Source organism: Marinobacter sp. R17, assembly GCF_003789045.1.
In the GTDB taxonomy this organism is placed as follows: domain Bacteria; phylum Pseudomonadota; class Gammaproteobacteria; order Pseudomonadales; family Oleiphilaceae; genus Marinobacter_A; species Marinobacter_A mangrovi.
Genome location: NZ_RHGZ01000026.1, coordinates 12,064 through 38,233 on the forward strand (window position 1 = coordinate 12,064; position 26,170 = coordinate 38,233).

General features: G+C 62.6%; 23 protein-coding genes. 6 read left to right on the plus strand and 17 right to left on the minus strand.

Going from position 1 to position 26,170, the window contains the following annotated elements:
- The first annotated feature begins 173 nt into the window (after positions 1-173).
- The 4 genes from EB809_RS16500 to EB809_RS16515 are packed head-to-tail and all read left to right on the plus strand — an operon-like array spanning position 174 to position 4,544.
- Positions 174-1,154, plus strand: coding sequence for a glycosyltransferase family 2 protein (locus EB809_RS16500; RefSeq protein ID WP_123635940.1), 981 nt, complete (start codon positions 174-176; stop codon positions 1,152-1,154).
- Positions 1,151-2,062: a polysaccharide pyruvyl transferase family protein gene (locus tag EB809_RS16505; protein ID WP_123635941.1), complete on the plus strand. Its 912-nt coding sequence runs from the start codon at positions 1,151-1,153 to the stop codon at positions 2,060-2,062. Before EB809_RS16500 ends, EB809_RS16505 begins: the two co-directional genes overlap by 4 nt.
- The gene (locus EB809_RS16510; protein WP_123635942.1) at positions 2,059-3,345 is read left to right on the plus strand and encodes a lipopolysaccharide biosynthesis protein; all 1,287 of its coding nucleotides are present in this window, start codon (positions 2,059-2,061) and stop codon (positions 3,343-3,345) included. The genes EB809_RS16505 and EB809_RS16510 overlap by 4 nt, the downstream gene beginning before the upstream one ends.
- The gene (locus EB809_RS16515; RefSeq protein WP_190294939.1) at positions 3,342-4,544 is read left to right on the plus strand and encodes a glycosyltransferase family 4 protein; all 1,203 of its coding nucleotides are present in this window, start codon (positions 3,342-3,344) and stop codon (positions 4,542-4,544) included. The genes EB809_RS16510 and EB809_RS16515 overlap by 4 nt, the downstream gene beginning before the upstream one ends.
- Positions 4,545-4,578: 34 nt before the next feature.
- Here the strand turns inward: EB809_RS16515 and EB809_RS16520 are convergent, their stop codons facing one another.
- From EB809_RS16520 to EB809_RS16565, 10 genes are read right to left on the minus strand one after another with little or no spacing between them, the layout of a single operon-like run.
- Positions 4,579-5,637, minus strand: coding sequence for an acyltransferase family protein (locus tag EB809_RS16520; protein ID WP_190294940.1), 1,059 nt, complete (start codon positions 5,635-5,637; stop codon positions 4,579-4,581).
- Positions 5,638-5,659: 22 nt separating this feature from the next.
- Positions 5,660-6,889, minus strand: coding sequence for a glycosyltransferase family 4 protein (locus EB809_RS16525; protein ID WP_123635945.1), 1,230 nt, complete (start codon positions 6,887-6,889; stop codon positions 5,660-5,662).
- On the minus strand, positions 6,886-7,380 hold the full coding sequence (locus EB809_RS16530) for a glycosyltransferase (RefSeq protein ID WP_123635946.1): 495 nt from the start codon (positions 7,378-7,380) through the stop codon (positions 6,886-6,888). Before EB809_RS16530 ends, EB809_RS16525 begins: the two co-directional genes overlap by 4 nt.
- A gap of 28 nt (positions 7,381-7,408) precedes the next feature.
- The gene (locus tag EB809_RS16535) at positions 7,409-7,912 is read right to left on the minus strand and encodes a UDP-N-acetylglucosamine--LPS N-acetylglucosamine transferase (protein WP_123635947.1); all 504 of its coding nucleotides are present in this window, start codon (positions 7,910-7,912) and stop codon (positions 7,409-7,411) included.
- Between the two features lie 9 nt (positions 7,913-7,921).
- Positions 7,922-9,016 carry a glycosyltransferase family 4 protein gene (locus tag EB809_RS16540; RefSeq protein ID WP_123635948.1) on the minus strand — a complete coding sequence of 365 codons (1,095 nt, stop codon included), beginning with the start codon at positions 9,014-9,016 and terminating at the stop codon, positions 7,922-7,924.
- Complete coding sequence (locus EB809_RS16545) at positions 8,994-10,349, minus strand: O-antigen ligase family protein (RefSeq protein ID WP_123635949.1); 1,356 nt, start codon at positions 10,347-10,349, stop codon at positions 8,994-8,996. The genes EB809_RS16540 and EB809_RS16545 overlap by 23 nt, the downstream gene beginning before the upstream one ends.
- A gap of 8 nt (positions 10,350-10,357) precedes the next feature.
- On the minus strand, positions 10,358-12,619 hold the full coding sequence (locus EB809_RS16550; protein WP_190294941.1) for a polysaccharide biosynthesis tyrosine autokinase: 2,262 nt from the start codon (positions 12,617-12,619) through the stop codon (positions 10,358-10,360).
- 12 nt (positions 12,620-12,631) lie between these two features.
- Positions 12,632-13,768 (minus strand): polysaccharide export protein, encoded by a 1,137-nt coding sequence (locus EB809_RS16555; protein WP_190294942.1) that lies wholly within the window; start codon positions 13,766-13,768, stop codon positions 12,632-12,634.
- Positions 13,769-13,815: 47 nt separating this feature from the next.
- A complete protein-coding gene (locus tag EB809_RS16560; protein ID WP_223808006.1) occupies positions 13,816-14,292 on the minus strand; it encodes a low molecular weight protein-tyrosine-phosphatase in 477 nt (158 codons plus the stop codon).
- A 19-nt stretch (positions 14,293-14,311) separates the two neighbouring features.
- Entirely contained in the window at positions 14,312-15,706 is a 1,395-nt protein-coding gene (locus EB809_RS16565; RefSeq protein WP_223808007.1) for an undecaprenyl-phosphate glucose phosphotransferase, read from the minus strand.
- 934 nt (positions 15,707-16,640) lie between these two features.
- Between EB809_RS16565 and EB809_RS16570 the strand changes: the two genes are divergently transcribed.
- Positions 16,641-17,585 (plus strand): ketopantoate reductase family protein, encoded by a 945-nt coding sequence (locus tag EB809_RS16570; RefSeq protein WP_123635952.1) that lies wholly within the window; start codon positions 16,641-16,643, stop codon positions 17,583-17,585.
- Here the strand turns inward: EB809_RS16570 and EB809_RS16575 are convergent.
- Together EB809_RS16575 and EB809_RS16580 are read right to left on the minus strand one after the other, a co-directional pair.
- Positions 17,577-18,140 carry a nucleoside 2-deoxyribosyltransferase gene (locus EB809_RS16575; protein ID WP_123635953.1) on the minus strand — a complete coding sequence of 188 codons (564 nt, stop codon included), beginning with the start codon at positions 18,138-18,140 and terminating at the stop codon, positions 17,577-17,579. The genes EB809_RS16570 and EB809_RS16575 overlap by 9 nt on opposite strands.
- A gap of 14 nt (positions 18,141-18,154) precedes the next feature.
- On the minus strand, positions 18,155-18,949 hold the full coding sequence (locus EB809_RS16580) for an SDR family oxidoreductase (RefSeq protein ID WP_123635954.1): 795 nt from the start codon (positions 18,947-18,949) through the stop codon (positions 18,155-18,157).
- 227 nt (positions 18,950-19,176) lie between these two features.
- Between EB809_RS16580 and EB809_RS16585 the strand changes: the two genes are divergently transcribed.
- A complete protein-coding gene (locus EB809_RS16585) occupies positions 19,177-19,722 on the plus strand; it encodes a YaeQ family protein (RefSeq protein ID WP_123635990.1) in 546 nt (181 codons plus the stop codon).
- A gap of 16 nt (positions 19,723-19,738) precedes the next feature.
- On the opposite strand, the gene EB809_RS16590 is transcribed toward EB809_RS16585, so the two are convergent.
- The 5 genes from EB809_RS16590 to EB809_RS16610 form a co-directional block, all read right to left on the minus strand.
- A complete protein-coding gene (locus EB809_RS16590; protein WP_123635955.1) occupies positions 19,739-20,293 on the minus strand; it encodes an META domain-containing protein in 555 nt (184 codons plus the stop codon).
- A gap of 6 nt (positions 20,294-20,299) precedes the next feature.
- Positions 20,300-20,581, minus strand: coding sequence for a YebG family protein (locus tag EB809_RS16595; RefSeq protein ID WP_123635956.1), 282 nt, complete (start codon positions 20,579-20,581; stop codon positions 20,300-20,302).
- 97 nt (positions 20,582-20,678) lie between these two features.
- Positions 20,679-22,031, minus strand: coding sequence for a sigma-54-dependent transcriptional regulator (locus EB809_RS16600; protein WP_123635957.1), 1,353 nt, complete (start codon positions 22,029-22,031; stop codon positions 20,679-20,681).
- Positions 22,028-23,833 (minus strand): ATP-binding protein, encoded by a 1,806-nt coding sequence (locus EB809_RS16605; protein ID WP_123635958.1) that lies wholly within the window; start codon positions 23,831-23,833, stop codon positions 22,028-22,030. The genes EB809_RS16600 and EB809_RS16605 overlap by 4 nt, the downstream gene beginning before the upstream one ends.
- A gap of 112 nt (positions 23,834-23,945) precedes the next feature.
- On the minus strand, positions 23,946-26,138 hold the full coding sequence (locus EB809_RS16610) for a TRAP transporter permease (protein ID WP_123635959.1): 2,193 nt from the start codon (positions 26,136-26,138) through the stop codon (positions 23,946-23,948).
- Positions 26,139-26,170: the final 32 nt, after the last annotated feature.

A 26,170-nucleotide genomic window follows, 5' to 3' on the forward strand; every position in this document is an offset into this window, starting at 1 on the left:
CTTCTTTATGGCCGCTACCTGCCAGGTTGTCCGTCAGGGTGACAGCTTGAGCCCATGTCGTCAGGTAGTCATATCGCGGCCTGACAATTGCATCGAACAATCCAGAACGTCTTCCTGTCCGGCTACTCGGTCGGGTCGTCCGTTCACGAAAGCTTCCGAGCAAGGATGTGATTATGGACCTGAGTATCGTTGTCGCAGCCTACAATATTTCCGACTACGTCGAGGACTGTGTCTTGTCGATCCTGAATCAGGACACGCAGGCCCGCTTCGAACTGATTGCGGTGGATGACGGTTCCACCGATGACACCGGCGCCCAACTCGACGGGCTTGCGGCCAGATATCCAGAGCAGTTGGTGGTCATCCACCAGAACAACGGCGGTCTTTCGGCCGCCCGCAATACCGGTTTCGAACACGCCACCGGCAACTTTATCTGGTTCGTGGACGGTGATGACCTGCTGGCGCCCGGCGCCATCGAAGCGGTCGTCAGCGCCCTCAAGCATCAGGCGCTGGACTGCGTCCACGTCGGCTTCCGGGAAATCGATGAGCAGGGCCAGCCCCTGCCCGGCGAGCACCAACCCCTGGATACCGGCCTGACTACCGGCACGGCGTTTTTCCACGAAGGTGTGAAAACCTTCCACATCGCCACCACCGCGTGGACGTTTATCTATCGCCGCGCCTTGCTGGAGCAGTCCGGCCTGCGCTTCGAGCCCAACCTGCTGCACGAAGACATGCTGCACACCCCGTTGCTGCTGCAGGAGGCCACCCGGTTTACGACGCTGGAACTGCAGCCGTACCTGTACCGGCAGCGGACCGGCTCAATCACCCAGGGCATCAATCCGAAGAAGGCCAAGGCCCGCATCGACAGCCTGATCCGGATTTACCTGGACCTGCACCTGGTGCGCCGGGACAACCCGGACGCCCGGTTCCGCGAAGCACTCGGCTGGTACGCCTACCACGTCTACCGCAAGGCGGTGAAGGAAGCCCAGGCCGCGGACCTCAAGCAAAGCCAGCAACAGCTCGCCAAACTGAACCGCACCACCCGCGCCTGGCGCCTGTTCCCGGACCACGATCTGGTCGGCGGCCTAAAGAAAGCGGCGTTGAGCGCGGTATATGGCCCGACCCAATATTTTCAGCGGAGTCAGTCTCAGGGATGAAACTCAGTCAGCACGATTTTGAAGCCATCATGCAGCAGGCGTGCGGTTCCTCTCCGCTCACCCTCGCCAGCTTTCCGGGCAATGCCGGCGACCACCTGATCACCATGAGTTCGCTGACGGCCCTGGAGAAACTGGGCCTCAAGGTGCGACTGGCCCTGCCCGGTGCCCGCCTCGATGACACGGCGAAAGACGGCACCCTGCTGGTGGCGGGGGGCGGCAACCTGGTCCCGCTCTACAACGATGTCGCCGAATTGATCCAACGGATGAAAGGTGCCTGCCAGCGCCTGATCGTGCTGCCCCATACCATTGCCGGTCATGAGCCGCTGCTGCGGGAGCTGCCGGACAACACGCTGATCTTCTGCCGTGAACAGACGTCCTTCAACTACGTCAGCCAGCAGGCGGAAGCCCAAACGTACCTGTGTGACGACATGGTGTTCTACGGCGATATGTCGGTGTTCCGGGAGTCCAACCTGCCGCTGACCTGGCTGCGGGAACTGCTCGCAGCGCCCGGCGCCAAAGGGCTGAACCGTCGCAAATACCTGCAGGCCAAAGGCCGGCTGCTGGCCAGCTGGTTCAGCCGTAAACTGGGTAAAGGCCGCATTCGTGACGGTCATTTCTTCCGCACGGATCGGGAAAGCGCCGGCAAACCCATCCCCAGCGACAACTGCGATGCGTCGGTGGTCTTCGACTACGGCCAGGCCTCCCTGGAACGGGTGCGCGAATCAGCCCGGGATTTCGTCAACTACATCGACCAGTTCGACATCGTCCGCACGGACCGTCTGCACGTCTGCATCGCCGCCGCCCGCCTCGGCAAGACGGTGTACTTCAGCGGCGGCAGCTACCACAAGTGCCGGTCGGTGTATGAAAACTCCATCGCCAACCAATTCCACAACGTGATCTGGACATGACAGACGAGTCGCGCGCGGCCGCCACACCCCGCTCCGGGGTCAGCAGCCGGTCGCTGATTCCGCTGATGCTGCGCAGCAGTACGATCAATATCCTGATCGTACTGGTCTCTACGCTGAATGCCGCCCTGGTGGCGCGCATCCTCGGCGTGGAAGGCCGTGGCCATCTGTTCCTGTTGTTCCTGCCGCTGTACTTCGCGCCGCTGGTCTGCAACCTCGGCATCCAGCGTCTGGCGGTGTACCTGGCCAAGCGCGAGCACACCCAGGCGCTGCGCCCCCATTTGCTGGTGGTTGCCGGGACTGGCGTGCTCTTCGCGCTCATCTGGTGCGGCATCTACCCGTTCTATATCGCGGACAAGTACACCACGCTGGATCTGGCGATTGTCGGCGTCACCCTGGCGGGCAGCGTGTCGTTTGCCTGCGCCACCTATTTGCAGACCCTTGCGGCCGTCGACAGCCGATTCCTGATTCCCGACATCGCCAAGGTGATCCTGCCGCTGCTCAACGGTCTGCTTCTCGGCGTCGCTTTTTTTATGCATGTGGGCAGCCCTGAGCTGCTGCTGGGCTTCCAGATCGTCTGTCGGGTCGCGGAAATCGTGTTTATTTCCTGGGCCCTGCGCCGGCTGTTCCATCGCCAGTCCTTCGAGCGTCGGTCCCGGGTGCCCAAACCCGATCGTCAGTACGCCCTGCGCTTCTGGCAGTCCGATCTGATGATGCTGCTGCAGCAGCACCTGGACAAGATTCTGGTGTCGTTGATTGCCACCACCAGCGAGATGGGGATCTACGCGGTGTCCGTGACGCTCGCCATGTCCGCGCGGCAAGTGGTGGGCAACGTCACCAACGTCATCATCGCCCGGGTGAACGCCCGGGACGATCACGAGATGAAACGCACCTTCGGCCGCTGGACGCTGATCTACTTCCTGCTGGCGCTGGTGCTGTGGCCGCTGTGCCTGGTGCTGCTGGAGTATCCGGTGGCCTGGTTCTTCGGCAAGGATTTCACGGGCGTGGCCCACATCACCTCCCTGCTGCTGCTCAACGTGATTCTCGGATCGCTGGGCTGGCTGGCGATCCAGCCGATGCTGCTCAGCGGCAATAACCGACTGCTGGTGCGGGCCCAACTGGCCGGCACCGTGATCTTCGTGGCCGGCTCGATCTGGGCCGTGAAGATTTCCAGCCTGGAGTTTTTCCTCTATTCGATGATTGTCGGCGGGCTGGTGAAATGTCTGATGTGCCTGGGATCGATGTACTTCTCCGATCCCGGAAAACGGGAAGGAGACCCGACATGACCCTGCTCCATGCCGTGCCGGCGTATTCGCGGATCAACGAGGAATACATCTACCTGCACCTGAAGGCGCTGATGGCGCGCGGTTACGACTGCCGGCTGATCACCTCGCGCCTGCTCAATACACCGGGCCGGACTTTGCCGGGACTGGAGGTGCATATTGTGCCGGGCCGGGAATCCGGCGGCTGGTCCCGCCAGCTGACGCGCATCGAATCCAAACTGCTGCGCCAGTACCGGGAATTCGAAATGGGCACGCTGGCCCTGGCGCGACCCATGCGGGGCGTGGATGCCATCCAGGCCCAGTTCGGCATGTCGGCCACCAACTTCCTGCGGGCACCGGTGCCCGTGATCACGTCCATGCACGGCTATGACGGCAACGTGGCCCTGCACAGCCACCGGGAATTCCGCAGCGCCATGCAGCGCCTGAGCGCCGGTGACGACCGCATCTTCACCTTCCCCAGTCAGCACTTCGCCGACAAGGTCGCCAACACCCTGTCGCTGGCGCAGAGTCAGGTGCGGGTGGTACGCAACTACGTGAACCAGGACTTCTTCCCGTGGCGCGCCCGGGAATTCACCGGCGGCCCACTGCGGCTGTGCTGCATTGGCCGGTTCGAAGGCTTCAAGGATCAGATCACGCTGCTGGAGGCGGTGCGTCAGCTCCGGGACCAGGGCGTGGATGTGCGGCTCGACCTGGTGGGCTTCGGTCCAACCCAGGACCGGCTGACGTCGTTCGTCGGCATCCACAGCCTGGCCGACCGCGTGACCCTGCATGCCAACCTCAGCCGGGAAGGCATCCGCGACCTGCTCTACCAGAGTCACGTGTACGTGCAGCCCTCCCACGTCGACCCCCAGTCAGGGGCCGAGGAAAGCTTCTGTATTGCGATCATGGAAGCGCTGGCCACAGGCCTGCCGGTGATTGCCTCGGATTACGGGGCGCTGGAGGAGATCTATCGTCCCATGGCAGATGCGCCGGACGGGGCCTTCCGCTTCTTCGAGGCGGGCAATCCCGAGGCGCTGGCCCATGCCATTGATGACAGCCTGGACGATTACCACAGCCCGGCCGAGAGCCGCGTGCAGCAGTTTATTGGCGGGTTTTCCGAGCAATCGGTCGGTGAAGCCTGGTACGACATCCTGACCGGACTCGGTGTGATGCCAGAGGGGGCAGGTGCGGCTGCCCCCTCCGTCACCGACGCCGCGGTCTGAGTACCGCGCCGCCCGGCTCAGGGCGGCGACTCCCCTACCGCTTTTTGCCCAGCAGTATCCGGCGACTCCAGTAATAGCGCGAAGCCAGCTTGTCGACGATGATCGGACCGATCACGCCCACCAGAATTCCCACCACCATCAGCAGGAACGTATCCGACACGCCCAGCTTCTGCAGGATGATGCGGGAGCCGGACGTGCCGAACACGTGGAAAATATAGATGCTGTAGGCGTAGGCGCCGATAAACACCAGCCAGCGCTGCTTGAACTGGGACACCATCAGCAGGAGTGACACCCCACAACCAACGATCAGCGCCGGCAGTGATTGCGGCATGAACCGGTAGTCGATGACATCCACCAGCGTCAGACCCACCAGCACCGAGCAGACCGCCGTCACCAGCCCGACCGGCCACAACACCGCCGGCTGGAAAATGGCCTCACGGTAGCGGTAACAAGCCACGCCGAACAGGAACGACGGCAGCAGGAAGATCACGCCGGCAAAGCTGAAGTAGATCGGCGGATCCTGCCAGGCCAGATGGATGGCACAGGCGACGACCGCCACGATGGCGAATTGACGGCCGCTGGCGATCAGTTTCGAACCGTCCAGTAGCATCATCAGCAGGAAGATCCAGAACAGCGATTCCACAAACCAGAAGTGCTGGACCGGGATGATGTGCAGGGTCAGGAAATCGCTGGCCGACAGCGGCGTGTTGGTCCCCGGCGCCATGGCCTTGACGATGGCAAAAACGGTACCCACCACCAGCATCGGTACCAGCAGGCGTTGGGCCTTGCTCTTGACGAAGGCGCCCGCGCCACCGCTGAACGGCCGGATCGCATAGACGTAGCCGGCCAGGAACGAGAACAGGGGCATCTGCAGGTAATCGAAAATATCCGTGACCAGGTGGTAGAGCGACCCCGGCTCCTGGATCTGCAGCCCCTCATAGGGCTTGGGGCCAATGACGTGGAAAATGACCACCATCAGGATGGCCATGCCCCGCAGGGTCTCCACGTTGAGATCGAGTTGGCGCGTGGCCTGGACCCGCTCGAACGCATCGTTGCGTTCGCGGGCCGGCACGCTGCTGACAGCCTCGGACATCGGGCTTCCTCCTTGAAAACGGTTAATCGAGACCGACGACCAGGCCGTCCGGTGAATCGGTACCGGCCCGGGCTTCCAGCAGCTCTTCGAACAGCGCCAGATAGCGGTCGATGACCACGTCGGACAGCATTTCATTCGACCGGGTACGGGCGTTGAGGGTCATGTCCGCCAGACGTTCCGGCGTGAGGTCGGCCAACGCCGCGTGGATGTTGTCGACGGTGGGGGTGAACACCAGGCCGTCCACCTCGTGACGCACCATCTCAGGCTGCCCGCCCAGGTTGCAGGCGAGCACCGGCAGGCCGTTGAGATAGCTTTCGCTGACCACGCGGGACAGCGGCTCTTCCCAGGTGGACGGCACGACCGTCACGTCCACACTCGGATAGAACACGTCCGGCGTGGTGCGGCCCAGATAGGTGATGCGCGGATCGCCGTCGATCAGGGTTTCGAGGCGGGCCACGTCCTCATCGTTGCCGGTGCCGGCAATGGCGAGGGTCATGTCCTGGCGATCGAGCCTGCGGAAGGCTTCAACCAACCGGAACGTGCCTTTGTTCTCCGCTACCCGGCCGATAAAGCCGACCCGGACCGGACCGTCGTGCGCCCGCGGCTGACGGTCGAAGCGAAGATGGTCACCGGGGCGGTTGTGGATCGCGGCGGTGCGCTGGGCGTTGGGGAAAAAGCCGGCCTGCAGGTGGTGCTGGAGCATGTAATCGCTCACCCCCACGGCCGCGTCAACACACTCGCTGTGACGGCGACGGGTGACTTCCGCCGGACGGCAGGCGGCGCAGGTTTTCTCGCAGGTGTGGCCGTTGCGATAGCGGTTCGAGCGCTGACAACGCAGGTAGAAATCGCGGATGTTGTGGACCAGCACGGCGCCTTCGCGACGCTCCCGCCGGATGGTTTTCCACAGCTGGGTGGAAAAGCCCAGCAGGTTGTTGGTGTGGATGATGTCGAACTCCGACAGGTCCACGTACTTGGCGGCGTCCCCGCCCTGGAAGATGTCGATCAGGTGCCAGCGGGTGCGCTCGCTCAGCGAGCCCTGCTGGACCAGCGGAATGTGGTGATTGTAACTGGGCACGCGGATCACGGTCACGCCGTTGATCTCTTCCCGGTCGCCGACGCCGTCCCGGGCCAGGGTCATCACGCCCACCGTGTGGCCGCGCCGGGCAAAGCCCTCGGCCAGCTGTTGCACCGACAGTTCAGCGCCGCCGACCTGGGTGGGCGCGTAGAAGGTGTTCACCATCAGTATCTTCATGACAGCTCCCCCGCCGTTCCGAGGAACCGGTTGACGGTCCGGTTCAGGTTGCGAGCGAGACGGTCCCGCTCCTTGTGATAGGCCTCCGGTCTCTGCTCACCGGACAGCACCTCTTCCAGCACGGCCCCCAATTGCGATTCGTCGTAAACCACGCGGGCCAGGCCCCGGGACTCCACCTGGCGGGCCGTGGCAATCTGGTGATCGTTGCGGTGCTCGCCAAGGTCGAAACGCCGGGGCACCACCACCACCGGAATGCCCTGGTCGTTGCAGGACAGGATGGTACCGATGCCGCAGTGCCCCACCACCACCTGGGCGGCCTGCAGGTACTTCTGGTAGGCCTCCGGATCCAGGTAGCGGTCGTAGCTGATGTGCTCGGGCAGGTATTCCCCCCGGCCGATCTGGGCAAACGCCGGGTAGCGCTGCTCCGGGCCGACCCACGCGTCCAGGCTGCGCACCAGGCGATCGAAGGCCAGCTGGGTTCCTACAGTCATAAAAATCAAAACAGACTCCTTGCCGGCCTTACAGGACGCTGCCCAGGTAGACCGGACCGCGCGCGTTGTCGTTGTCCGCCAGGTGCTCCCACTGGGTGCAGCACAGGTCGACGAACTTCGCCGCCATGCGACCGGAGGTGGACAGGCATTCGGCGTTGGCCACGCTGTCCACCCAGATTACCCGGGTGCCGGTGAGTTTGGCGGCCACCGCCAGCAACAGGCCCGGCAGCGCACCGGTGGTGATCAACAGATCCGGACGCAGGCGAAGCATCAGCCCCAGCCCGCTGCTGAGGCAGCGCAGGGCGTTAAAGCGTTCGCCGGCGTTGCAGTCGGGAATGCGGTAGTAATCCGCACCGATGGCTTCCGGCGGGGTTTCCCGGGAAGTCGAGACAAAACTCAGACGCCGATCGCCCTGATCCAGCAGGTCTTCCAGCACCATCAGCTGTTTCCAGTGGCCACCGAACGAGGCGGCAAGCATCAGGTGCTGGGCTTTTTGCCGCGTCGTCGGACGGGCGGTTTCCGCAGTCGTCATGCTGTCCTCCTAAGATGCCAGGCCGGCGCGACTTTGCTGGTACTGGGCCAGCATGGCGTTCACTTTTTCATCCCAGGAATAGCCGCGCACGCTGCGCTGCAGCGATTCACCCAGGGTGTCGAGCTCCGGTGACCGACGGGCGGCTTCCAGGACCGGAGTGAGGCTCCCGGGCGCGTTGAAATCGATCAGGTAGCCGCCGTGGCCTTCCACCAGCTCACGGAACGGTGGGATGTCGTTGAGGATCGGGATCAGGCCGGCACCCATGGCTTCCACCGCGGACAAGCCAAATCCTTCGAAGGACGACGCGCTGACGAAGTAGCGGCAGCGGGCCACCAGTTCGGCAATGGCGTCCGTGTCGATGGCGCCGTGGAAAACGATGCTCTCGGGCAGGTTACGGGCCTGCAGCCGCTCCAGGGTGCCGTCGAAGTCCCGCCCCACCAAGTGCAGTCGGGCACCGGTGTCCGCTTCCAGGAAGCGGTCCACCAGGGCATCCACGTTCTTGTGGCTGGCCATGCGGCCGATGTAGACCAGGTCTTCGGTACGTTCGGCGGGCGCGGCCGGCAGGAACTTGTCCAGCGCCACGCCGTTTTCCACCAGCATCAGCCGCTCGGGATCGGGAATGATCTTGCCAATCAACTCGTAGTCGTTGCGGCTGCAGGCAAACACCTTGTCCACCTTCGCCAGCGCCCGGGGCGTAATGAAGCGGTAGAACAGCTGCTTGATACGGGCGAACTTCTCGGTGTGGAAATACAGACCGTGGGTGGTCAGGAACACCGATCCGCGGATGCGGTGCCGCAGGTAGATCATCTTGTCCAGCATCGAGTCCACGCAGTGGATGTGGAACACGTCGAAGCGGTTGACGGTGTCCAGATCGAGCGTCAGCAGTGGGTACTGGCGAATGCCCCGAAACGGCACGCGGGTGATCGGGATGCCGTCCACCTCGTCCGTAGCCGGCAGCTTTTCATTGTCGGCAAAGATACGGTCCAGGGTCATGACTTCCACATGATGCCCAGCCGCCTTCTGGCGCCGTGCGATCTGGAGAACCACGTCCTGGATGCCACCGACGGACGGGTGGAACTGCCTAACGTAATGCAGGATGCGCATGGGCCCCTCCCCGGAAATATTCCAGCAATTGCCGGTGATACAGGAACAGCATCACGAAATGCAGCCACACCAGCGGATAACGAATGAAGTTGTTGGACATGCAGTTGAGGATGAAATAGAGCAGTCCCAGCACCAGGAACAGCGCCACGTCCCGTTGCACGTCCAGCTTGGCGTCACGGGCCGTCCGATAGCTGCGCAACCCGGTTCGGAACAACACGAACACCAGCACGATCACCACCAGGAGCCCCAGGATGCCGGAGTCGAACAGACTGGTCAGGAACAGGTTGGTGCCGCCCCGCCCGGCGTTCATGATGCCCCCGTGGGCGTATTTCTCCCGCAGGTCCATGCGGTCCACCAGAGCCTGGATGCTGCCGGCGCCGTTGCCCCAGAACGGTTCCTGCTTGACGAAGTACCAGGTCATTTCCAGCGCAAACAGACGGGAGTCCAGGGCACCGGCATCCTCACTGCTGTCTTCCAGCGTCTCCATGATGTTGAAACGCTCAATCAGTGAGTCCGGCACGAACGGCGCCTTGAGCTGGATCGACAGGCCCATCATGAACACCAACACGACGCCCACGGCGATGATGCCAAACCGCCGGCGGACCAGCAGGAACAACCCCAGGCAACCGAGATAGGCAAAGGTAGCGGTACGCCCGAACGACAGGATCAGGGACATCACGCAACCGACCAGGGCGATCTGGAAATGCAGCGGCTGGCGAATCAGGTGCTTGCCGCAAATCGTGAGCAGCAGGGCCACGTAGCCCATAAACATGGCGTGCCAGTCGGTTTCGGTGAAAATCGACTCTGCGCGCGGGAAACCGACGGTTTCCGCGTGGGAGACCCCCAGGTCGATGCCCACGAAATAGCCCGCAATCTGGGCGAAAGACAGGGCCGCACAGAACACGCCGATGACGATCAGCGCATTGAGGGCCTTGATGACGCCATTCTCCCGGTCGTAGAGGTAGGTGTAGGTCAGCGTCAGATAGCCCAGCAGCAGAAGCTGCCCCAGGATGATCACGATGTAGTGATGCATCGAGATGATGGTGCCGCCGATGGCGGGTATAAACAGACTGAGCCACCAGGCCACGAAGACATTGAACTCCGGCCGCCAGCGGAAACGCCGCACCATGATGCCGTAATGGAAAGCAAGCATCAGGATGACGATGATAAACGGCTTCAGATTCGCCATCCGGCCGATATCGATCTTGACGCTCTCCAGGATCGTCATGAAGACGAAGAACAGCACCATGCCGTCCCGCGCCCGCTGGATCAGCAGGCGCGAGCGGTAGTTCGGGGCCGCATAGCGGTAGGGCGTGGCAATGTTCGCCGGCATGGTCGGGCCTAGTACTTGTACTGGTAAACGTAGTTGCCACGCTGCTGGTTCTGGCGATGCAACTGCACATCGTTGAAGACGACGCCGCTGACCGACACACCGGCCTGCTGCAATTGCTTGGCCGACTGTTCCAGCTCGCGCATGGGATGGTTACGGTCCTTGACCACCATCAGCGAGGTGCCGGCAAGGCGACCGATGATCGCGGCGTCCGTCACCGCCAGGATCGGCGGCGCATCCAGCAGCACGTAGTCGAAGTGCTCGGCCAACTCCAGCACCTTGCGGCCAAAGGATTCGTGCAGCAGCAGTTCCGCCGGGTTCGGCGGCAGCTGGCCGCCGCTCAGCAGGTGCAGTCCCGGGATGGTGGTCTTGCGCACGTAGTCCATGGGATGGCCGTCGCGGGTGATCATTTCGGTCACGCCCTGGTCGCGGCGCATGCCCAGCATCTGGTGCAGGCGGCCCTTGCGGATGTCCGCGTCGATCAGCAGGATCCGCTTGCCGGACTGGGCCAGCACGGCGCCCAGGTTGAGGGTCACGAAACTCTTACCGATCTGCGGACTGGGACCGGTCATCATGATCAGGTTGTTCTTGGCGCCCAGCAGCGAGAAGTGCAGCGTCGTGCGCAGACTGCGCAGACTTTCCACCGCCTTGTCGTCCGGCGCCACGTCGGCCAGGATGCGCGGCTGACGCGAGGTCTTGCGGTTCATCTTGGTCTGGCGATCGCTGTGGATCACGGTCGCGTAGACCGGCAAGCCCAGGTTGCGCTCGATCTCGTCCGGATCCTCGACGCCGCCGCGCAGGGCGCGCAGGACCAGCACCAGGATCACACCGAGAAAGGCACCGGTGACACCGGCCAGGATGACAATCAGCTTGCGCTTGGGCGCAACGGCACTGTGCATCGGAACCGCATGATCGATGATGCGCACGTTACCCACGGTGCCGGCCTTGGCCACCCTCAGTTCCTGCGCCGTTGAAAGTAGCCGCGTATAGAGCCCCTTGTTGACCTCAACATCCTGTCTCAGACGCAGCAGTTTCTGCTGGGCCTTGGGCAGGGTTGCCGATCGTTTGTCCAGCTCAGCCTGTTTGGCCTGCAGGCGATTGATCTTCTGGCTGATCGCAACCATCGTCGGATGTTCGGGCGTGAAGCGCTGACGCATTTCATCCCATTTCTGGCGCAGCTCCAGCAGTTGCTGATCCACCTTCACGGCACTGTCCAGCATGACCTTGGTTTCTTCATCCAGGTTGACCGAGCCGTACTCGATCCGATAGTCGTTGTAAGCCTCTTCCGCCGCGGTCAGCTTTTTCTTCAGTTCCGGCAGTTGATGCTCAAGGAACTCCAGAGACTGCTGGGCCTCGGCCGAATTGCGGGCGATGTTTTGCTTGACGTAAACTTGGGAAATCTCGTTCAGAATCCGGCTGGCCTGCTCCGGATCGGTGCCGGTCAGCGACAGACCGAGAATGCCGGAGTTCTTGCTTCGCTCGTAAACCGAGAAGCTACCCTCGACGTGCTTGATCGCATCCAGCGGCGTCACCCGTTCCATGGTGAAGCGGGTACCGGGCCGGGCTACCAACTCGGAGATCGAGACCTTCAGACTCTCCTGATCGCCGTAGCGGGTTTCGGACACCTGGCCCACTTCGCCCGTCATCAGCAGCTTGCCGTCCGGGTCCATGACCTTGTACTGGCCGTTCTGGCCCGCCACCACAGTCAGCGGCGTACCCACCAGGCCATCCGGAACTTCGAGGTTGTCGAGGGTGATGGATTCACCCCCCCAGGCGTATTGCCCCATCCCGAACATCGGGTCGGCCAATCCCTTGTTGTGCTTTTCAAAGTAACGCGCATAGGCGGATCCAACCACCGGCATGTACTGAGGCCAGGCGCTGTACTCCAGTCCCAGATTCTTGACCGCGGTCCCCAGAACCATGCGCGATTTAAGGATCTCCACGTCGGCGACGATGGGCGGCTCCTGTGCCATCAGCGACGACGGGTCGTTGCCCAACTGGCGCAGCCCGATGGGCTTCTGCTGCTCGATCTGCAGCAGGGCGTCGGTCTTGTAGACCGGCGGTGCCGTGACTGCGTAGCCGATTCCTACCAGGGTCGCTAGCAGCGTCACCAGCAGGATCAGTCCCTTGCGCTCCATCAGGATGGCGAAGTAATCCCCCAGCCTGATGTTCTCGTCACCCAGCGTGTCCTGATGCAAGACCGGCACGGGCGCGGCTTGCGCCTGCCCTGCCGCCCCCGGGCGCTCCGAGGTAAAGTTATCCGAGTTCTGCATCGTCATCCCTGCCTATTGCCGGTTATTGAAAATCGGGTATTTGGTGTTACTGGCCGATTCAAGCGTGCTGACGGTGTTCATCAGGTTGCTGATGACACGGTTCCAGCGCACGATGCCAGCGGTTTCCACATAGACCAGGTCACGCTTCTCCAGCTGGAAGCGGTCCGCCAGCAGCATGGCGTCCACGGAACTGGCGTCCAGGTGGAAGATCTTCGGATCCGGTCCCGGGCGCAGCACGAAGATCTGTCCCGGATCGGAGGTCGCCGGGTTCACACCGCCGGCGTCACCCAGGGCTTCGGCCAGGGTCTTGCGGCTGTTCTCGATCTGGTAACCACCGGGATAGACCACTTCGCCCATCACGAAGACCTTGTCGTTCTTGATGTCCGGCACGCTGATCACGTCGCCGTTCTTGAGCATGAAGTCCGGCGGCGTTTCGGCGTCTTCATACAGCGCCTGCAGATCCACCCGATAGGTCTTGCCATCGCGACTGAGGGTGACCTCGCGCTTGTCGGCCAGCTCGGAAAAACCGCCGGCGCGGTTGACCATTTCCAGCAGGGTCGGCGGCACGTCATCGATGGTCTGGACACCGGGCGCTTCCACCTCACCCACGACGTACACCCGCTGACTGCGGTACGACACCACGCGCACATCCAACTGGATGTTCTCGATGTAGGGTTTCAGGGCCACCGTCAGTGCTTCGCGGATTTCCTGGATGGTCTTGCCCTTGACGTAGAGTCGCCCGGCGTAGGGGAAAAAGATGTAGCCGTCGCTGTCCACCAGGTTGCCGGCCTGCTCCGCGGAGCGGAACGAGCCCGCCGGGATGGTCAGTTCCGGGTGCTCCCAGACGGTAATGGACAGAACATCGCCCGTCCCCACTTCATACTCGTAATCGGTCTTGGCGACATTGCCGTCCGGGGCGATCGTGGGCACGTCCCGGGGCTGACTGGCCATCGACGCAATCAGGTTGGCGGTAATGGGCTGGACCTGCACCCGAACCGGCGACTGGTCCTCGTCCGTGCGCAGGGTCACCGAATCCGGTACGCCGGTGCCCGCCATTTCCATACCGGGAGCCACGGCACAGCCCTGCAGCACCAGCGCTACGGCGACTACCGCCCAAAATCGTCGATCAAACATCACGTCGCGCAACATACGTTCCTTCCCTACTCAAACATTGAAAACGGTCTTGCCGGCGCCCCTCAGGCATCGGCCAGCGCCACCGACAGCCGCTGCACCCAGTCCGTAGAGCACTGGTTCAGCAACTGATAGGACGCTTCAAACAGCGAGTAATTGCCCCGGTAGGGATCCGGCACCTGCACCCGGCGCCAGTGGCCGATCAGGAACACCTTGCCCCGGGCTTCGGGGAACTCGCTCTCGATGTACTGTTTCTGGAAATCCTCCATCACCAGGATCAGCTCTGCCCAGGCGATCATTTTCCACGCCACCCGCTGACTCCGGTGCTGGCTCCCGTCCAGACCATTGTTCTGCAGCACACGCTGGGCATTGGGATCGGCGGGCCGACCGTCGATCGTGGAAATTCCGGCCGAGCGCACCTGCACCTTGGCCATACCCTGCTTCTGGAAACCGTCCCGGAGCATGACCTCCGCCATCGGGCTTCGGCAGATGTTGCCGACGCACAGCACCAGGACTCGGGAAATCGTCAACGCCGAACTCACGTCTTGCACCCTGACCTAATCAGTAGGCCTGTTGACCGGTGAAGCCACGGAAGATGGTCCACCAGATGATTTTCAGGTCGAGCCACAGGGACCAGGCGCGGATGTACTCCAGGTCGTAGTCGATCCGACCGCTCATCAGATCCATGGTGTCGGTTTCACCACGGAACCCGTTGATCTGGGCCAGTCCGGTAATGCCCGGTTTGACCTTGTGGCGCAGCATGTAGCCCTGGATCTGGCCGCGGTAGTACTCGTTGTGCGCCACCGCGTGAGGGCGCGGGCCGACGATGGACATGGTGCCGGCGAGCACATTGAAGAACTGGGGCAGCTCATCCAGGGAAGTGCGGCGCAGGAACGCGCCGAACGGGGTGATCCTCGGGTCGGACTTACGCGCCTGGGGCACGTCCGGACCGTCCTCGCACACGCTCATGGAGCGGAATTTCCAGACCTTGATCTTCTCGCCCCGCATGCCGTAGCGGGTCTGCTTGAAGAACACCGGCCCGGGCGACGACAGCTTTACGCCGATGGCGATCAGCAGCATGGGAATGGCAATGAGGGCCAGGATGCCCAGCGACAGCACCACGTCTTCGAGGCGCTTGCTCCAACCGTGATCCACCAGCGGTGTGTCGTAGATGCTCAGGGCCGGAATGCCCTGGATGCCGGTCATCCGCGAGTGCAGCAGGTTGAAGCTGAAGACATCCGGAATCAGGTAGACCGACACCGTGGTGTCGGCGAGCCGATCGATCAGCGCATGAATACGTTCTTCGGCGCGCATCGGCAGGGTGACGTAGACAATATCGATCTGGCCATCGCGAGCATCACGATAGAGCTGCTCCAGCCCGCCCTTGACGTTGACCTCATCGCCCTCGAGGCGGCGATCCGGATCGCCCGTCGGCTCCCGGTCGTCGTAGTAACCGGCCACCCGATAGCCCATCCAGGGCACCCCCTGCATGGACTGCACCAGACGGCTGCCCAGTCGGTTGGCACCGACCACGGCCACCCGGCGAGGCTGGGTACGCTGGGCGCGGTACAGAGACAGGAATTCACGCCGAGCCCAGTGCAGGAACACCATCACCAGCGGGGTCAGTGCAATCCAGGTCAGCACGGCACTTTGGTCCACGACCTGCACCAGGCCGAGCAGCAGGGCTACGGTGAAGGTGACCAGCGCCGTGGCCGCCCAGGCCCCCAACAGGCGGTAGGCCAGCTTGGGCGTCGACAGGCCACGCCACATGTAATACACCTCGTTGCTTTCGGCGAAAAAGCCAAAGCTGATCACCGCCAGCATGCCGAGGAAGGTGTAGGTATTGCCCCAGGCCGCACCAGTCAGGTTCAGCACGCCCCAGAGCATGAAGAGCACAAGAACACAGTCAAATGCCCGGAAAAAGGCCAGAATCCGGGAATGGTGCAGCCTGATCACAGGTGGCTGCCGATCCATAACCACGGACTGCGGCGTAACGTCTTTTAAGTGGTGCCCACCCATAACGCGCTCCATGTGTTTTAGGAGCCTGTCATTAGCTCCTTTAGGTCTGCACTCCAGGAACTTCCGGAGCTTGCTTCTGTCCACACGCTTTGGAGCGACATGCATCGAAACCAATCGCGCGTGTCGCTTAATACGTCAGACAGGAAACTCACAGACATTCCTGGAATTGCGGCTGCATAATCCAGACCAGTCACGCCAGCACCATTTTGTTTTCAGGCAATATGTCGCTGGACCGCTGATCTCCCGGGCCTTGTCGGCTGAGGCCATTTACGGTGCGCGAGCAGGCACTAACCGGTCAATGTAGGCAGCGTAGGCATATCGCCTTTGTTAAACGGTGCAAAACAGCGCAAAGCCCCGTCTCATGCGCCCCAAAAGCATGCGCTAAAAGCCATGAAGATCAGACTACAATGCGATGAAATTCGCGTAAGGAAGATGTAACGCGTTAAAAGCTGCGGAAAGGGCTGGAAACGCGTAATCTATGCGGCACTTTGGGCGCCCCTTGACCTCTTTCCCGTGCCCTCCTGACAGCATTTTCGATCTGCGATATCTTTCCACGCCCCTACGACGCTCTCCGCTGCCTGATCCGAGACGGATACCCTGTCGAACCGACGCCCGACATTCGGAGGATTGACGCCGTCCGGGGTTCGGGCGAGGATAGCCGGCAGGGAAATAACAGGGCAGGCTGCGCCGCAGACCTCCCATAATCACAAAAGCCCCATCGGTTTTACCCGTCCGGCTGTATTCCCGCCCTCCTCGCACAGGCAAGAAAAGCCCTCCATCGTTGAATGGGGAAGGCTCGCGCCTGCCTGATTACCGGGCCGGTTCAGGAGTTCATCAGAAGCTCCCTAACGACTGTAAGGAGTCACGCACCATGTCAGACAAACCCAGCATCCTGATCGTCGGCGCCGGCGCCATCGGCAGTTTCTACGGCGCCATCCTCAAGCGCGCCGGTTGCCCGGTCAGCGTCGTGATGCGCTCGGAATACGACGCCGTGAAGGCCAACGGCATCCAGATTGAAAGCGAACTCGGCGACCTCTCCTACCGGCCGGACCATGTCTACCGCGACGGCGATTCTCCGGAAACCGCACCCGATTACCTGATCCTCTGCGTCAAGGTGCTGCCAGGCGTCGACCGGACCGCGTTGATTCGTCCCTGGCTGGGCGACAACACCCGCATCGTGCTGATCGAGAACGGCCTGGATATCGAGCGCGAGATCGCCGACGCCTTCCCGAAGAATCCGGTGATCAGTTGCCTGGCCTTTATCGGCGTCAGCCGTGTGGCTCCGGGCCAGATTCACCACAATTCCTACGGCCGGCTGGTAATGGGGCAGTTCCCGAAAGGCATCAGCGAGGACTGCCAGACCCTGTCCGACCTGTTCAATGCCGGGGGCATAAACGTCAAGCTGACGGAGGAAGTGGTGGGCGAACGCTGGCGCAAGTGCCTGTGGAACACGCCGTTCAACCCGCTGTCGGTACTGGCCGAAGGGGCGGACACCGACACCATCCTGGACAGCGACGGCGGCGAAGACCTGATCCGTGCGCTGACCGAGGAAGTGATCCAGGTGGCCGAGGCCGACGGCTATCCCATGGACCGTTCGATCATCGACAAGCAGATCGCCGGCACCCGCAAGATGACCGCCTACAAGAACAGCATGGCGCTGGATTACCTCAACGACCGGCCCATCGAGCTGGATGCGGTGCTGGGCAACGTTGTGGCCATCGCCAAGCAACACGGCGTGGCGGTGCCGCACCTGAACACCATGCTGGTGGCCCTGCGCATGCGCGAGCACCTGAAGGCCAGGGAAGCCTCAGCCTGACAACTGCGTTTTGAGATGCGCCACCGCCTGCCGGAACAGCGCCTCGTCGAAGTAATCGGCAGGCGCAAAACCGGTAGGCGGATACGCCCGCTTTCCCTGCAGCATCACGCCGCCGGCCCGGGCGAGGCCACAATCCAGCATCAGGTTGTCCGCCAGCCCGAAAGGTTCGATGGCCGCGCCGTTCGGGTCGATGCCTTCACCCTCCACGCGCGCGTTGTAGGGCGTATGGCACACCGTAAACCCGACCGCCGGCTTCCCCTGCCCCAGCATGTACCCCAGCTCGTACACGGTACCGGCGTCCGCACTGGGGCCCCTGAACGGCGTCAGGTTGGCAATCAGGTCGTCCGCCTGCTCCATCAGGGTAAGATTGGCGTCGTAGATGGCCCGGGCAGGATCGGCGTCATGCTCGATGTCGATCGCGTTATCCGACGGCGACAGGCCGACCAGTCCGGCCTCCGACAACAGCGCCTTCTTGCGCTGGTCGATCTCGTCACGGACGGCCGCCGGAAAAAAGACCTCTGGCCCGGCCAGGTACACGCTCGGTTGTGACGCCATGCAAACCTCCGATCTCAGTTGCGCCCCTTGGTCAGGCGAAATAGCATTTCCGGTGCGATGCGTTTGACCCACAGCGCCGCCATTTCCTTGCCTTTGCCGACCGGGATTTCCCGCTTCTTCGCGTTGAGCCCGTTCACCACGACTTCGGCGCATTCATCCACATCCATGCCGCCGGCGATGTCGTCGTCCACCCGGCCAAACGCAGAACCGTCGGCGGCCAGGGCGTTCTCCGCGATGGCCGTCCGAATGAAGCCGGGCACGATGGTCGAGACGTGAATGCCGGCGTCTTCCACTTCCGCCCGCAGGGCATCGAAGAAGCCCATCACCGCATGCTTGGCGGCGCAGTAGCCGGTGCGTTGAGGCACGCCCACCTTGCCGGCCACGCTGGCGGTGACGGCGATGCGGCCCGCCCCGCGTTCCAGCATGTGCGGCAGGACGGCCTTGGTGAGGGCGATCTGGCCCATGACGTCGACATCCATCAGTTTCTGGTAGACGCTCATGTCCGTGTCCTTGCACAGTGACCGCTGGGACAGGCCAGCGTTGTTGATCAGCAGGTCGATGGCGCCGAACCAGTCCCGCACCGTCTGCACGGCCTTGGGCAGGGCGTCCCAATCCGTAACGTCCAGCGGCAGGACCAGCACCTGTTGTTCGCCGAGCCCAGCTTCGATACAGCGAGTGGCCACGCGCTGGAGCTCGGGCTCGCGCCGGGCCGACAGCACCAGGTTGGCGCCGTCCCGCGCAAAGCGTACGGCCAGGGCTTCGCCGATGCCGGACGACGCGCCGGTAATCCAAACGGTTCGGGTGGTCATGAAAGCTCCTTGTTATGCTTTTATTGAGGTGTCCAATGTAACTGAAGCGCCCGGATCAACACAGGGCCGCCCGTCACTAGCCCGCCTACGGGCCGCGGTCTCAATACCTGTCACACCGCTCTGAACGGGCACTTCGGCACGCCAGTGCGAATGTGCTTTACCCCATGCACCGCTTGCCCGAGAATACCGGCTGGCTGTCACCACCCATTGATTCAGAGAACCTCGCCATGGCCCTGAAATCCACGGTCTTCAAGGCTCATATCAACATTGCGGATATGGACCGGGATCACTACGCCGACCACGCCCTGACCCTGGCCCGGCATCCGTCGGAGACCGACGAGCGGCTGATGCTGCGCCTGCTGGCGTTCGCGCTTTACGCCGACGAGTCGCTGCAGTTCACCAAGGGTTTGAGCACCGATGATGAACCGGATCTGTGGCAGAAGAGCCTGAGTGACGAGATCGAGCTGTGGATCGAGCTGGGGCTGCCGGACGAGAGCCGTATCCGCAAAGCCTGCGGCCGTTCGGAGAAGGTGGTGATCCTGGCTTACGGCGGGCGCGCCGTGCCGATCTGGTGGGACAAGCTGCAGGGCAAGGTCTCGCGCTTCGACAACCTGGTGATCCTGCAGATCGATGCGGAAGACAGTCAGGCGCTTGCGGCCCTCGCGGAGCGCTCGATGCATTTCCAGTGCACCATCCAGGATGGGCAGGCGAGCTTTGGCGACGGTGAGCAGATCGTCACGATTGATCCGGTGCGCCTCTACCCGGAAGCCTGAACAGCCCTCATTGCAGCTACTTGAGCCGCTTTACCTGTGCCTTGAGCACGGCCAGTGGCTGACCGGACTTGTTGAGCAGGAGCAGTTCGTCGTTGTCCTGTTTCACGCCAACGGTCTGGCGCATCGCCTTCATGTAGGGCCCTTCCACCGGATCGTTTGGACACACGTCACGGGTCGCCGCCATCTCGGTGAAACGGAACTCCCCGTTTACCACCGCGTAGGTGCCCTTGAAGTGATTACAGCCGGCAAAACCGCCCACGCGGCCATCGTCGAGGAAGATGATAAACGGGGCCTGACCGTCCGGCTCGGGAGGTGCCACCTTGTTGCCGCCCACATGCACCAGGCGCCAGATGGTGTTGGTAAAGCTGACTTTCGGTGCCGTGGATTCATCCTCCACCGGCACCGTGGTGCAGGCACTCAGCAGGCCGGCGGCCAGCACGATGGCAAGCCATCCGGTGCCCCGGCCTGGCCGTCCCGATCTCCCCTGCCACAACCCATGAGAGGCCGATGCCCGGTCTTGCAGGCCGCGCATCATCCACAGTCCGAGCTGTGCCAGAGGGTTTCGGGTCATCGCTGTCTACTCACTGTCTTCCCTGGATGCGTTCAGTAATGAGGGCTTCTTGAGGGCTTTCTGGAACAGGTCCTTTTCCTGGGCAATGCTCAGGGCACACTGCTCGGCCAGGTCGTCCGACAAACCCTCAACCCGGGACTGAAGAAATACCATAATTTCCTCGGACAACTCCAGCATCCGGTCACGGGCATCGGCATCCGCCTTGTTGGTGAAGAGCATCTTGTCGGGGTTCTTCAATGCCATCTCTTGCCCGTCCCTCTCCGAGAAATACAACGCTTGAACAGCCATACTGCGTTTCTCCTGTTATCGCTACGTGAGCAGCGTTCAACGAAAAAGTAGAGGCAAGAATAGCACCCAAATACTGTATATAAAAACAGTATTCCGATTATTCCCGGAACTCGGCCTTGTCGAGTCCGTGCTTCTTCATCTTGTCGTACAGCGTTTTTCGCGCAATGCCCAGCTGCACCATGGTGTCCTTGAGGCTGCCCTGGCAGGCGTTCAGGGCGCTGACGATGGCCGACCGTTCGAAGGCGTCCATCATCTCGCTCAGGGTGCGCCGGCCGGGAACATTGTCGGAAACCGCCACACCGGTTTCATCCAGCGCCGGCGCGCCCAGCAGCACGTAGCGTTCCGCCAGGTTCCGCAACTCCCGCACGTTGCCCGGCCAGGTGTGCTGCATCAGTCGGGCGGCCTGCTCGGCGTCCAGCGGCACGCTCTCCCGGTCGTAACGCGCGGCGGCAATCAGTACGAAGTGGTGGAACAGCACCGGGATGTCTTCCTTGCGCTCACGCAGGGGTGGGATGTCCACCTTCACCACGTTGAGGCGGTAGTAGAGATCGGCGCGGAATTCGCCTTCGTCGCTGAGCTGCTTCAGATCGGACTTGGTGGCCGCGATCACCCGCACGTCCACATCCAGCGGCGTGTTGCTGCCCAGGCGCTCCACCTTGCGCTCCTCCAGCACCCGCAGCAGTTTCACCTGCAGGGCCATCGGCATGCTCTCGACTTCATCCAGAAACAGGGTGCCCTTGTCGGCGTGTTCGATCTTGCCGATGCGGCGCTTGTCGGCCCCGGTGAACGCCCCCGCCTCGTGCCCGAACAGCTCGCTCTCGATCAGGTTTTCCGGCACTGCGCCGCAGTTGATGGCAACAAAGTTGTGGGTGCTGCGCGGGCTGTTCTCATGAATGAAACGGGCCAGCGCGTCCTTGCCCGAGCCGGTCTCACCGAACACCAGGATGTTGGCGGAGATGTCCAGCAGGGGTTCTACCGTGGCGATCACCTTCTGCATGGCCGGAGAGTCGCCGAGAATCCGCGGCCCCGGCCGGGCCAGTTGGCGCAGTTGGGCCTTGAGCCGGCGGTTCTCCAGCGCCAGGTGGCGCTTCTCCAGGGCGTGGCGCAGCAGTTCGATCAGCTCGTCGTGGTCGAACGGCTTCTCGATGAAATCGTAGGCACCGCGCTGCATGGCGGACACGGCGGTGCTGATGTCCCCCTGGCCGGTGAGGATGATGACGGGAATGGCCGCATCCATCGCCTGGACCTGGTCCAGCAGTTCCAGCCCGTCCATGCCCGGCATGTTGTAGTCGCACAGGATCACCCCGGTGTAGTCCGGATCGATCTGGCGCAGGGCCGAAGGCGCATCGGCGTAGCAGGCCACCCCCAGGTCTTCCAGCGATAGGGTCTGGGCCATGGCGTGGCGAATGGAATCCTCATCGTCGATAAAGATCACGTCGGTCTGGGTCATTCCACGGTCTCCCGTCGGGTCAGAGTGAGGATGAATTCAGCACCGTCGCCGTCGTTGCGATTGTGCCCAGTCAGGCGACCGCCCTGCGCGTCCACGATCTGGCGCGAGATGGACAGACCAAGGCCCAGCCCCTGCTTCATGGATTTGGTGGTAAAGAACGGTTCGAAGACCTGCTCGGTGTTGGCCGGCAGGCCCGACCCGTTATCCCGAATCCGGCACTGCCAGCCGTCGTCGTCCGAGCGGATGTCGATGGTGATGCGCGGGTCGTCCACGCCCTCCACCGCCTGCACGGCGTTGGCGATCAGGTTCACCATCACCTGCTCGATGCGGATCAGGTCGCCGTGGATCATGACGGGCTCGCCCGGGCGCCGCCAGTCGATGGTGACGCCCTCGCTGTTCTCCTGGGCGGTGATGATCTTCAACGCCGCGTCGATGGGCTGGCGCAGGTCAATGGACGACGGCGGGCCTTCGGACTTGCGGGCGAAGACTTTGAACTGCCGGGTCAGCTCCGCCATCTTCAGGCACAGACTGGCGATTTCCTGCAGGTTGGCGTCCACCATCGCCGTCTCGCCCCGCTCCAGGAAGCGGCGACTGTTGCGGGCGTAGGTCTGGATGGCGGTGAGCGGCTGGTTCATCTCGTGATTCAAACCCGCGGACATCTGCCCCAATACCGCCAGCTTGGCCGCCTGGATCAGCTCCTGCTGGGTTTCCTTGAGTTCGTCCTGGGCCTCTTCCCGCTGGCGAATCTCTTCCAGCAGCTGCTGGTTGGTGTTCTCTAGGTCAGCGGTGCGCTCGGCCACCCGTTTCTCCAGCTGCTCGCCTCGCTGGGCGAGCTCCGCCTCCCGGCGATAGCGCTCCCGCAAATACAGCCAGGTCAGGAAAATCCCGAGGAACAGCATGAAGCCGCCGATCAGGAACTGGATGCGGATCCACAGGATCGGCTGGGTGCTGACCATGACCTGCAGGGTCCAGTCCATCCGCGGCAGCGGGGTACGCAATTGCAGGTAGTCCTGGTCGACGCCCGGTTCGCTGACGTGGATGCGAGCCACCTTGGCCGACACGCCCCAGGGCTGACCCAGCGGCGTGATCGCCATGGGCGCCAGGTCCCGGTTGGGGTAACGCAGGCTCGGCGCGGGATTGGGCGACTTGCGATCGAAATCCCGGTACAGCCAGTCCTTCCGGCTCGACAGGAAGCTGATGCCGTCATCGTCCAGCACCACCATTTCCGCATCGTGCAGGGAGGCCGGCCGCTGCCATTGGGACTCCAGTTCGTTCACCTGCACCTTCACAGCGATAACCCCGAGAATGTCGCCCCGTCCGTTTTTCACCGGGTGGGAAAAATACAGGCCCCGGATATCGGACGTGGTGCCCAACGCAAAATACACCGCCGAGTCGCCGGTGCGCATGGCGTCCTGGAAATAGGGGCGGAAATCGAATACCCGGCCGATAAAGCTGTCCCGACGCTGGTAATTGTTGGCGGCGATGGTGAAGCCGGTGCGGTCCATCAGGTACACGTCGGAACTGCCGACGATGTTGGCCATACGCTTCATTTCCTCGTTGGCCTCGAGGATCAGGCGCTGGTTGTCCGGGTTCAGCAGGACGTTTTCCATCAGCGGATGTTCGGCCATGAGTTCGGGAATCGGCCGATAGCGCTTGAGCTCGTTGGCCACGAGCTGGGTGTAGCGGAAGGATTCCTCGTGGGCTTCCTGTTCCAGCATCCGATAGCCGGCCCAGCCGCCGAGCAGCCAGGAAAAGCCGATCGTCACGAGGAAAAGGAGTACTGCCCAGAGTCGGTAGGTCATGGATGCCTGCTTATGAATGTCCGAGGCAAGCCTACCCCTGAGGCGGGCAAGGAACAACCGGCCGGGTGCGGCCGACCGGTTGTTGCCCGTGTGGTGACGGGTCACCGGAGGATCACGAGGCTCCCACGGTCTTGCCATGATCCGGACGCCGCTGCTTCTGCATGAAGTAGGTGACCACCGCCAGGGCGATGCCCGCCAGGTCGGAGATCCAGCCACCGGCGATCATCATCAGGGCCGCCGCCAGCAACAGCAGACGGGTCAGGCGGGGTGCGCCGGCCTGGAAGATCCAGCCTTGCACCGCACCTGACAGCAGGTACACCCCGAAGGTGGCGGTGATCAGCGCGCGGGCGATGGCCAGGACGCTCGCGTCCATCAGCAGGGCGCCGTTGTAGAAGAACATGAACGGCACGATGAACGCGGCCAGGCCGATCCGGAACGACGCCACCGATGTCTCCATCGCATTGGCGCCGGATATCCCGGCGGCGGCGTAGGACGCGAGCGCCACCGGCGGCGTGATCGCCGACACCACCGCGAAGTAGAACACGAAGAAGTGCGCGGTCAGCGGCTCGATACCCAGCTGCACCAGACCCGGTGCGACCACCGAGGCGGCGACGGCGTAGGCGGCCGTGGTCGGCATGCCCATCCCCAGCATGATGGAAATCAGCATGGCGAAGACCAGCGCCAGCAGCTGACTGTGTTCAGCCACGCTCAGCAGCAGTGCCGAGAAACGGGCACCGACGCCGGTCAGCGAGATGACGCCGACGATCACACCGGCGCAGGCACACACCGCGATGATCTGGATCGACATGATGCCGGCCAGTTCCAGCGCGTGCAGGATCGAGCGAATACCCATCTTGTGAGGCGACAGCCAGCTCACCACCACGGCCGAGACCATCGCCAGGGTACCGGCGCGGATCACCGAGTAGCCCATGAACAGGGCCACCACCAGGATCAGGATGGGCGCGAACAGGTAGATCTGCTTGGCCAACGTCTTGAACCGCGGCAGTTCGTCGGAGCGCATACCGCGCATGCCCAGCTTGGCGGCTTCGAAGTCCACCATGAAGAACACGGAGGCGAAGTAGAGGATCGCCGGGATGATCGCCGCGATGGCAATGTCGGTGTAGGGGATACCGGTGATTTCCGCCATGATGAAGGCGCCGGCGCCCATGATCGGAGGCATGATCTGCCCGCCGGTGGAGGCCGCGGCTTCGACCGCACCGGCGGTCTGTTTACGGTAACCCACTCGCTTCATCAGCGGGATGGTCAGCGAACCGGTGGAGACCACGTTACCGGCACTGGTGCCGTTGATCATGCCCATCAGACCGGACGCGAAGATCGCCACCTTGGCGGGGCCACCGCGGGAACGGCCGGCGCAGGCAAAGGCGAAGTTGACGAAATAATCACCCACCTTGGACGCCTGCAGGAAGGCGGCAAAGATGATGAACAGGATAATGTAGGTCGACGACACGGCGGTGGTCGGCCCAAGCACACCTGCATCGGTGTAGACCTGGCTGAAGAAGCGCTGGATCGACAGACCCGGATAGCTCAGGAAGCCCGGCAGATAGGGGCCGAGGAACACGTAGGCCAGGAAAATCAGGGCGATAACCACCAGAGCCAGGCCCGCGACCCGACGGGTCATTTCCATGATCAGTGCCGTGCCGGCAATCGCCGCGAAAGAGATGCCGATCGGGGCAAAGGAGGTGCCGGTACTCATGCGCATGGAGGTGTTGTAGACCTCCAGGAAGTATGCCGCCGTGGCGATGGAACACAGGATCAGTACCAGGTCCGGCAGGCTGAAGGCGGCCCGGTCACGCTGATGGAACCAGCTCAGGACGATCGCACCGGCGGTCGCGACGAGCAGCGGCCAGCCGAAATGCCAGGTTTCCAGGTCCGGCGGCAGCCGCATGGTGCCGGCGGCAATCATCTGGTGAAAATTGAAGGTCTGGTACAGGGTATACAGCGCCGGCAACATCAGGACCGCAGCGATCCAGGTGGTCCAGCGATGACGGGCCTCACCCTCTTGCCCGGACACGAACTGGGCGCCGGTGTAGAGGAGGAAGCCGAGAATCAGGGCGCCACAGACGTGCACGATCCGGAAGGACCAGGTCTCCATCGGCGCGATGTTCAGGGAATACAGGTGGAAAGCCGAGTAGGCAATCGACAGGACGATAACGGCCTGCAACATCCAGCCGGTGTAAAGGCGGCGGTTGGACTCAACCGGTTCTTCATCCACACCATGGGCCAGCATGTGATCGTCTTCCGGTGCGGCCGGAGACGGATTCTTGTCGTGGGTATCAGTAGTCATGATGCAACCTGATCGAAAAGAAAAATGACCGG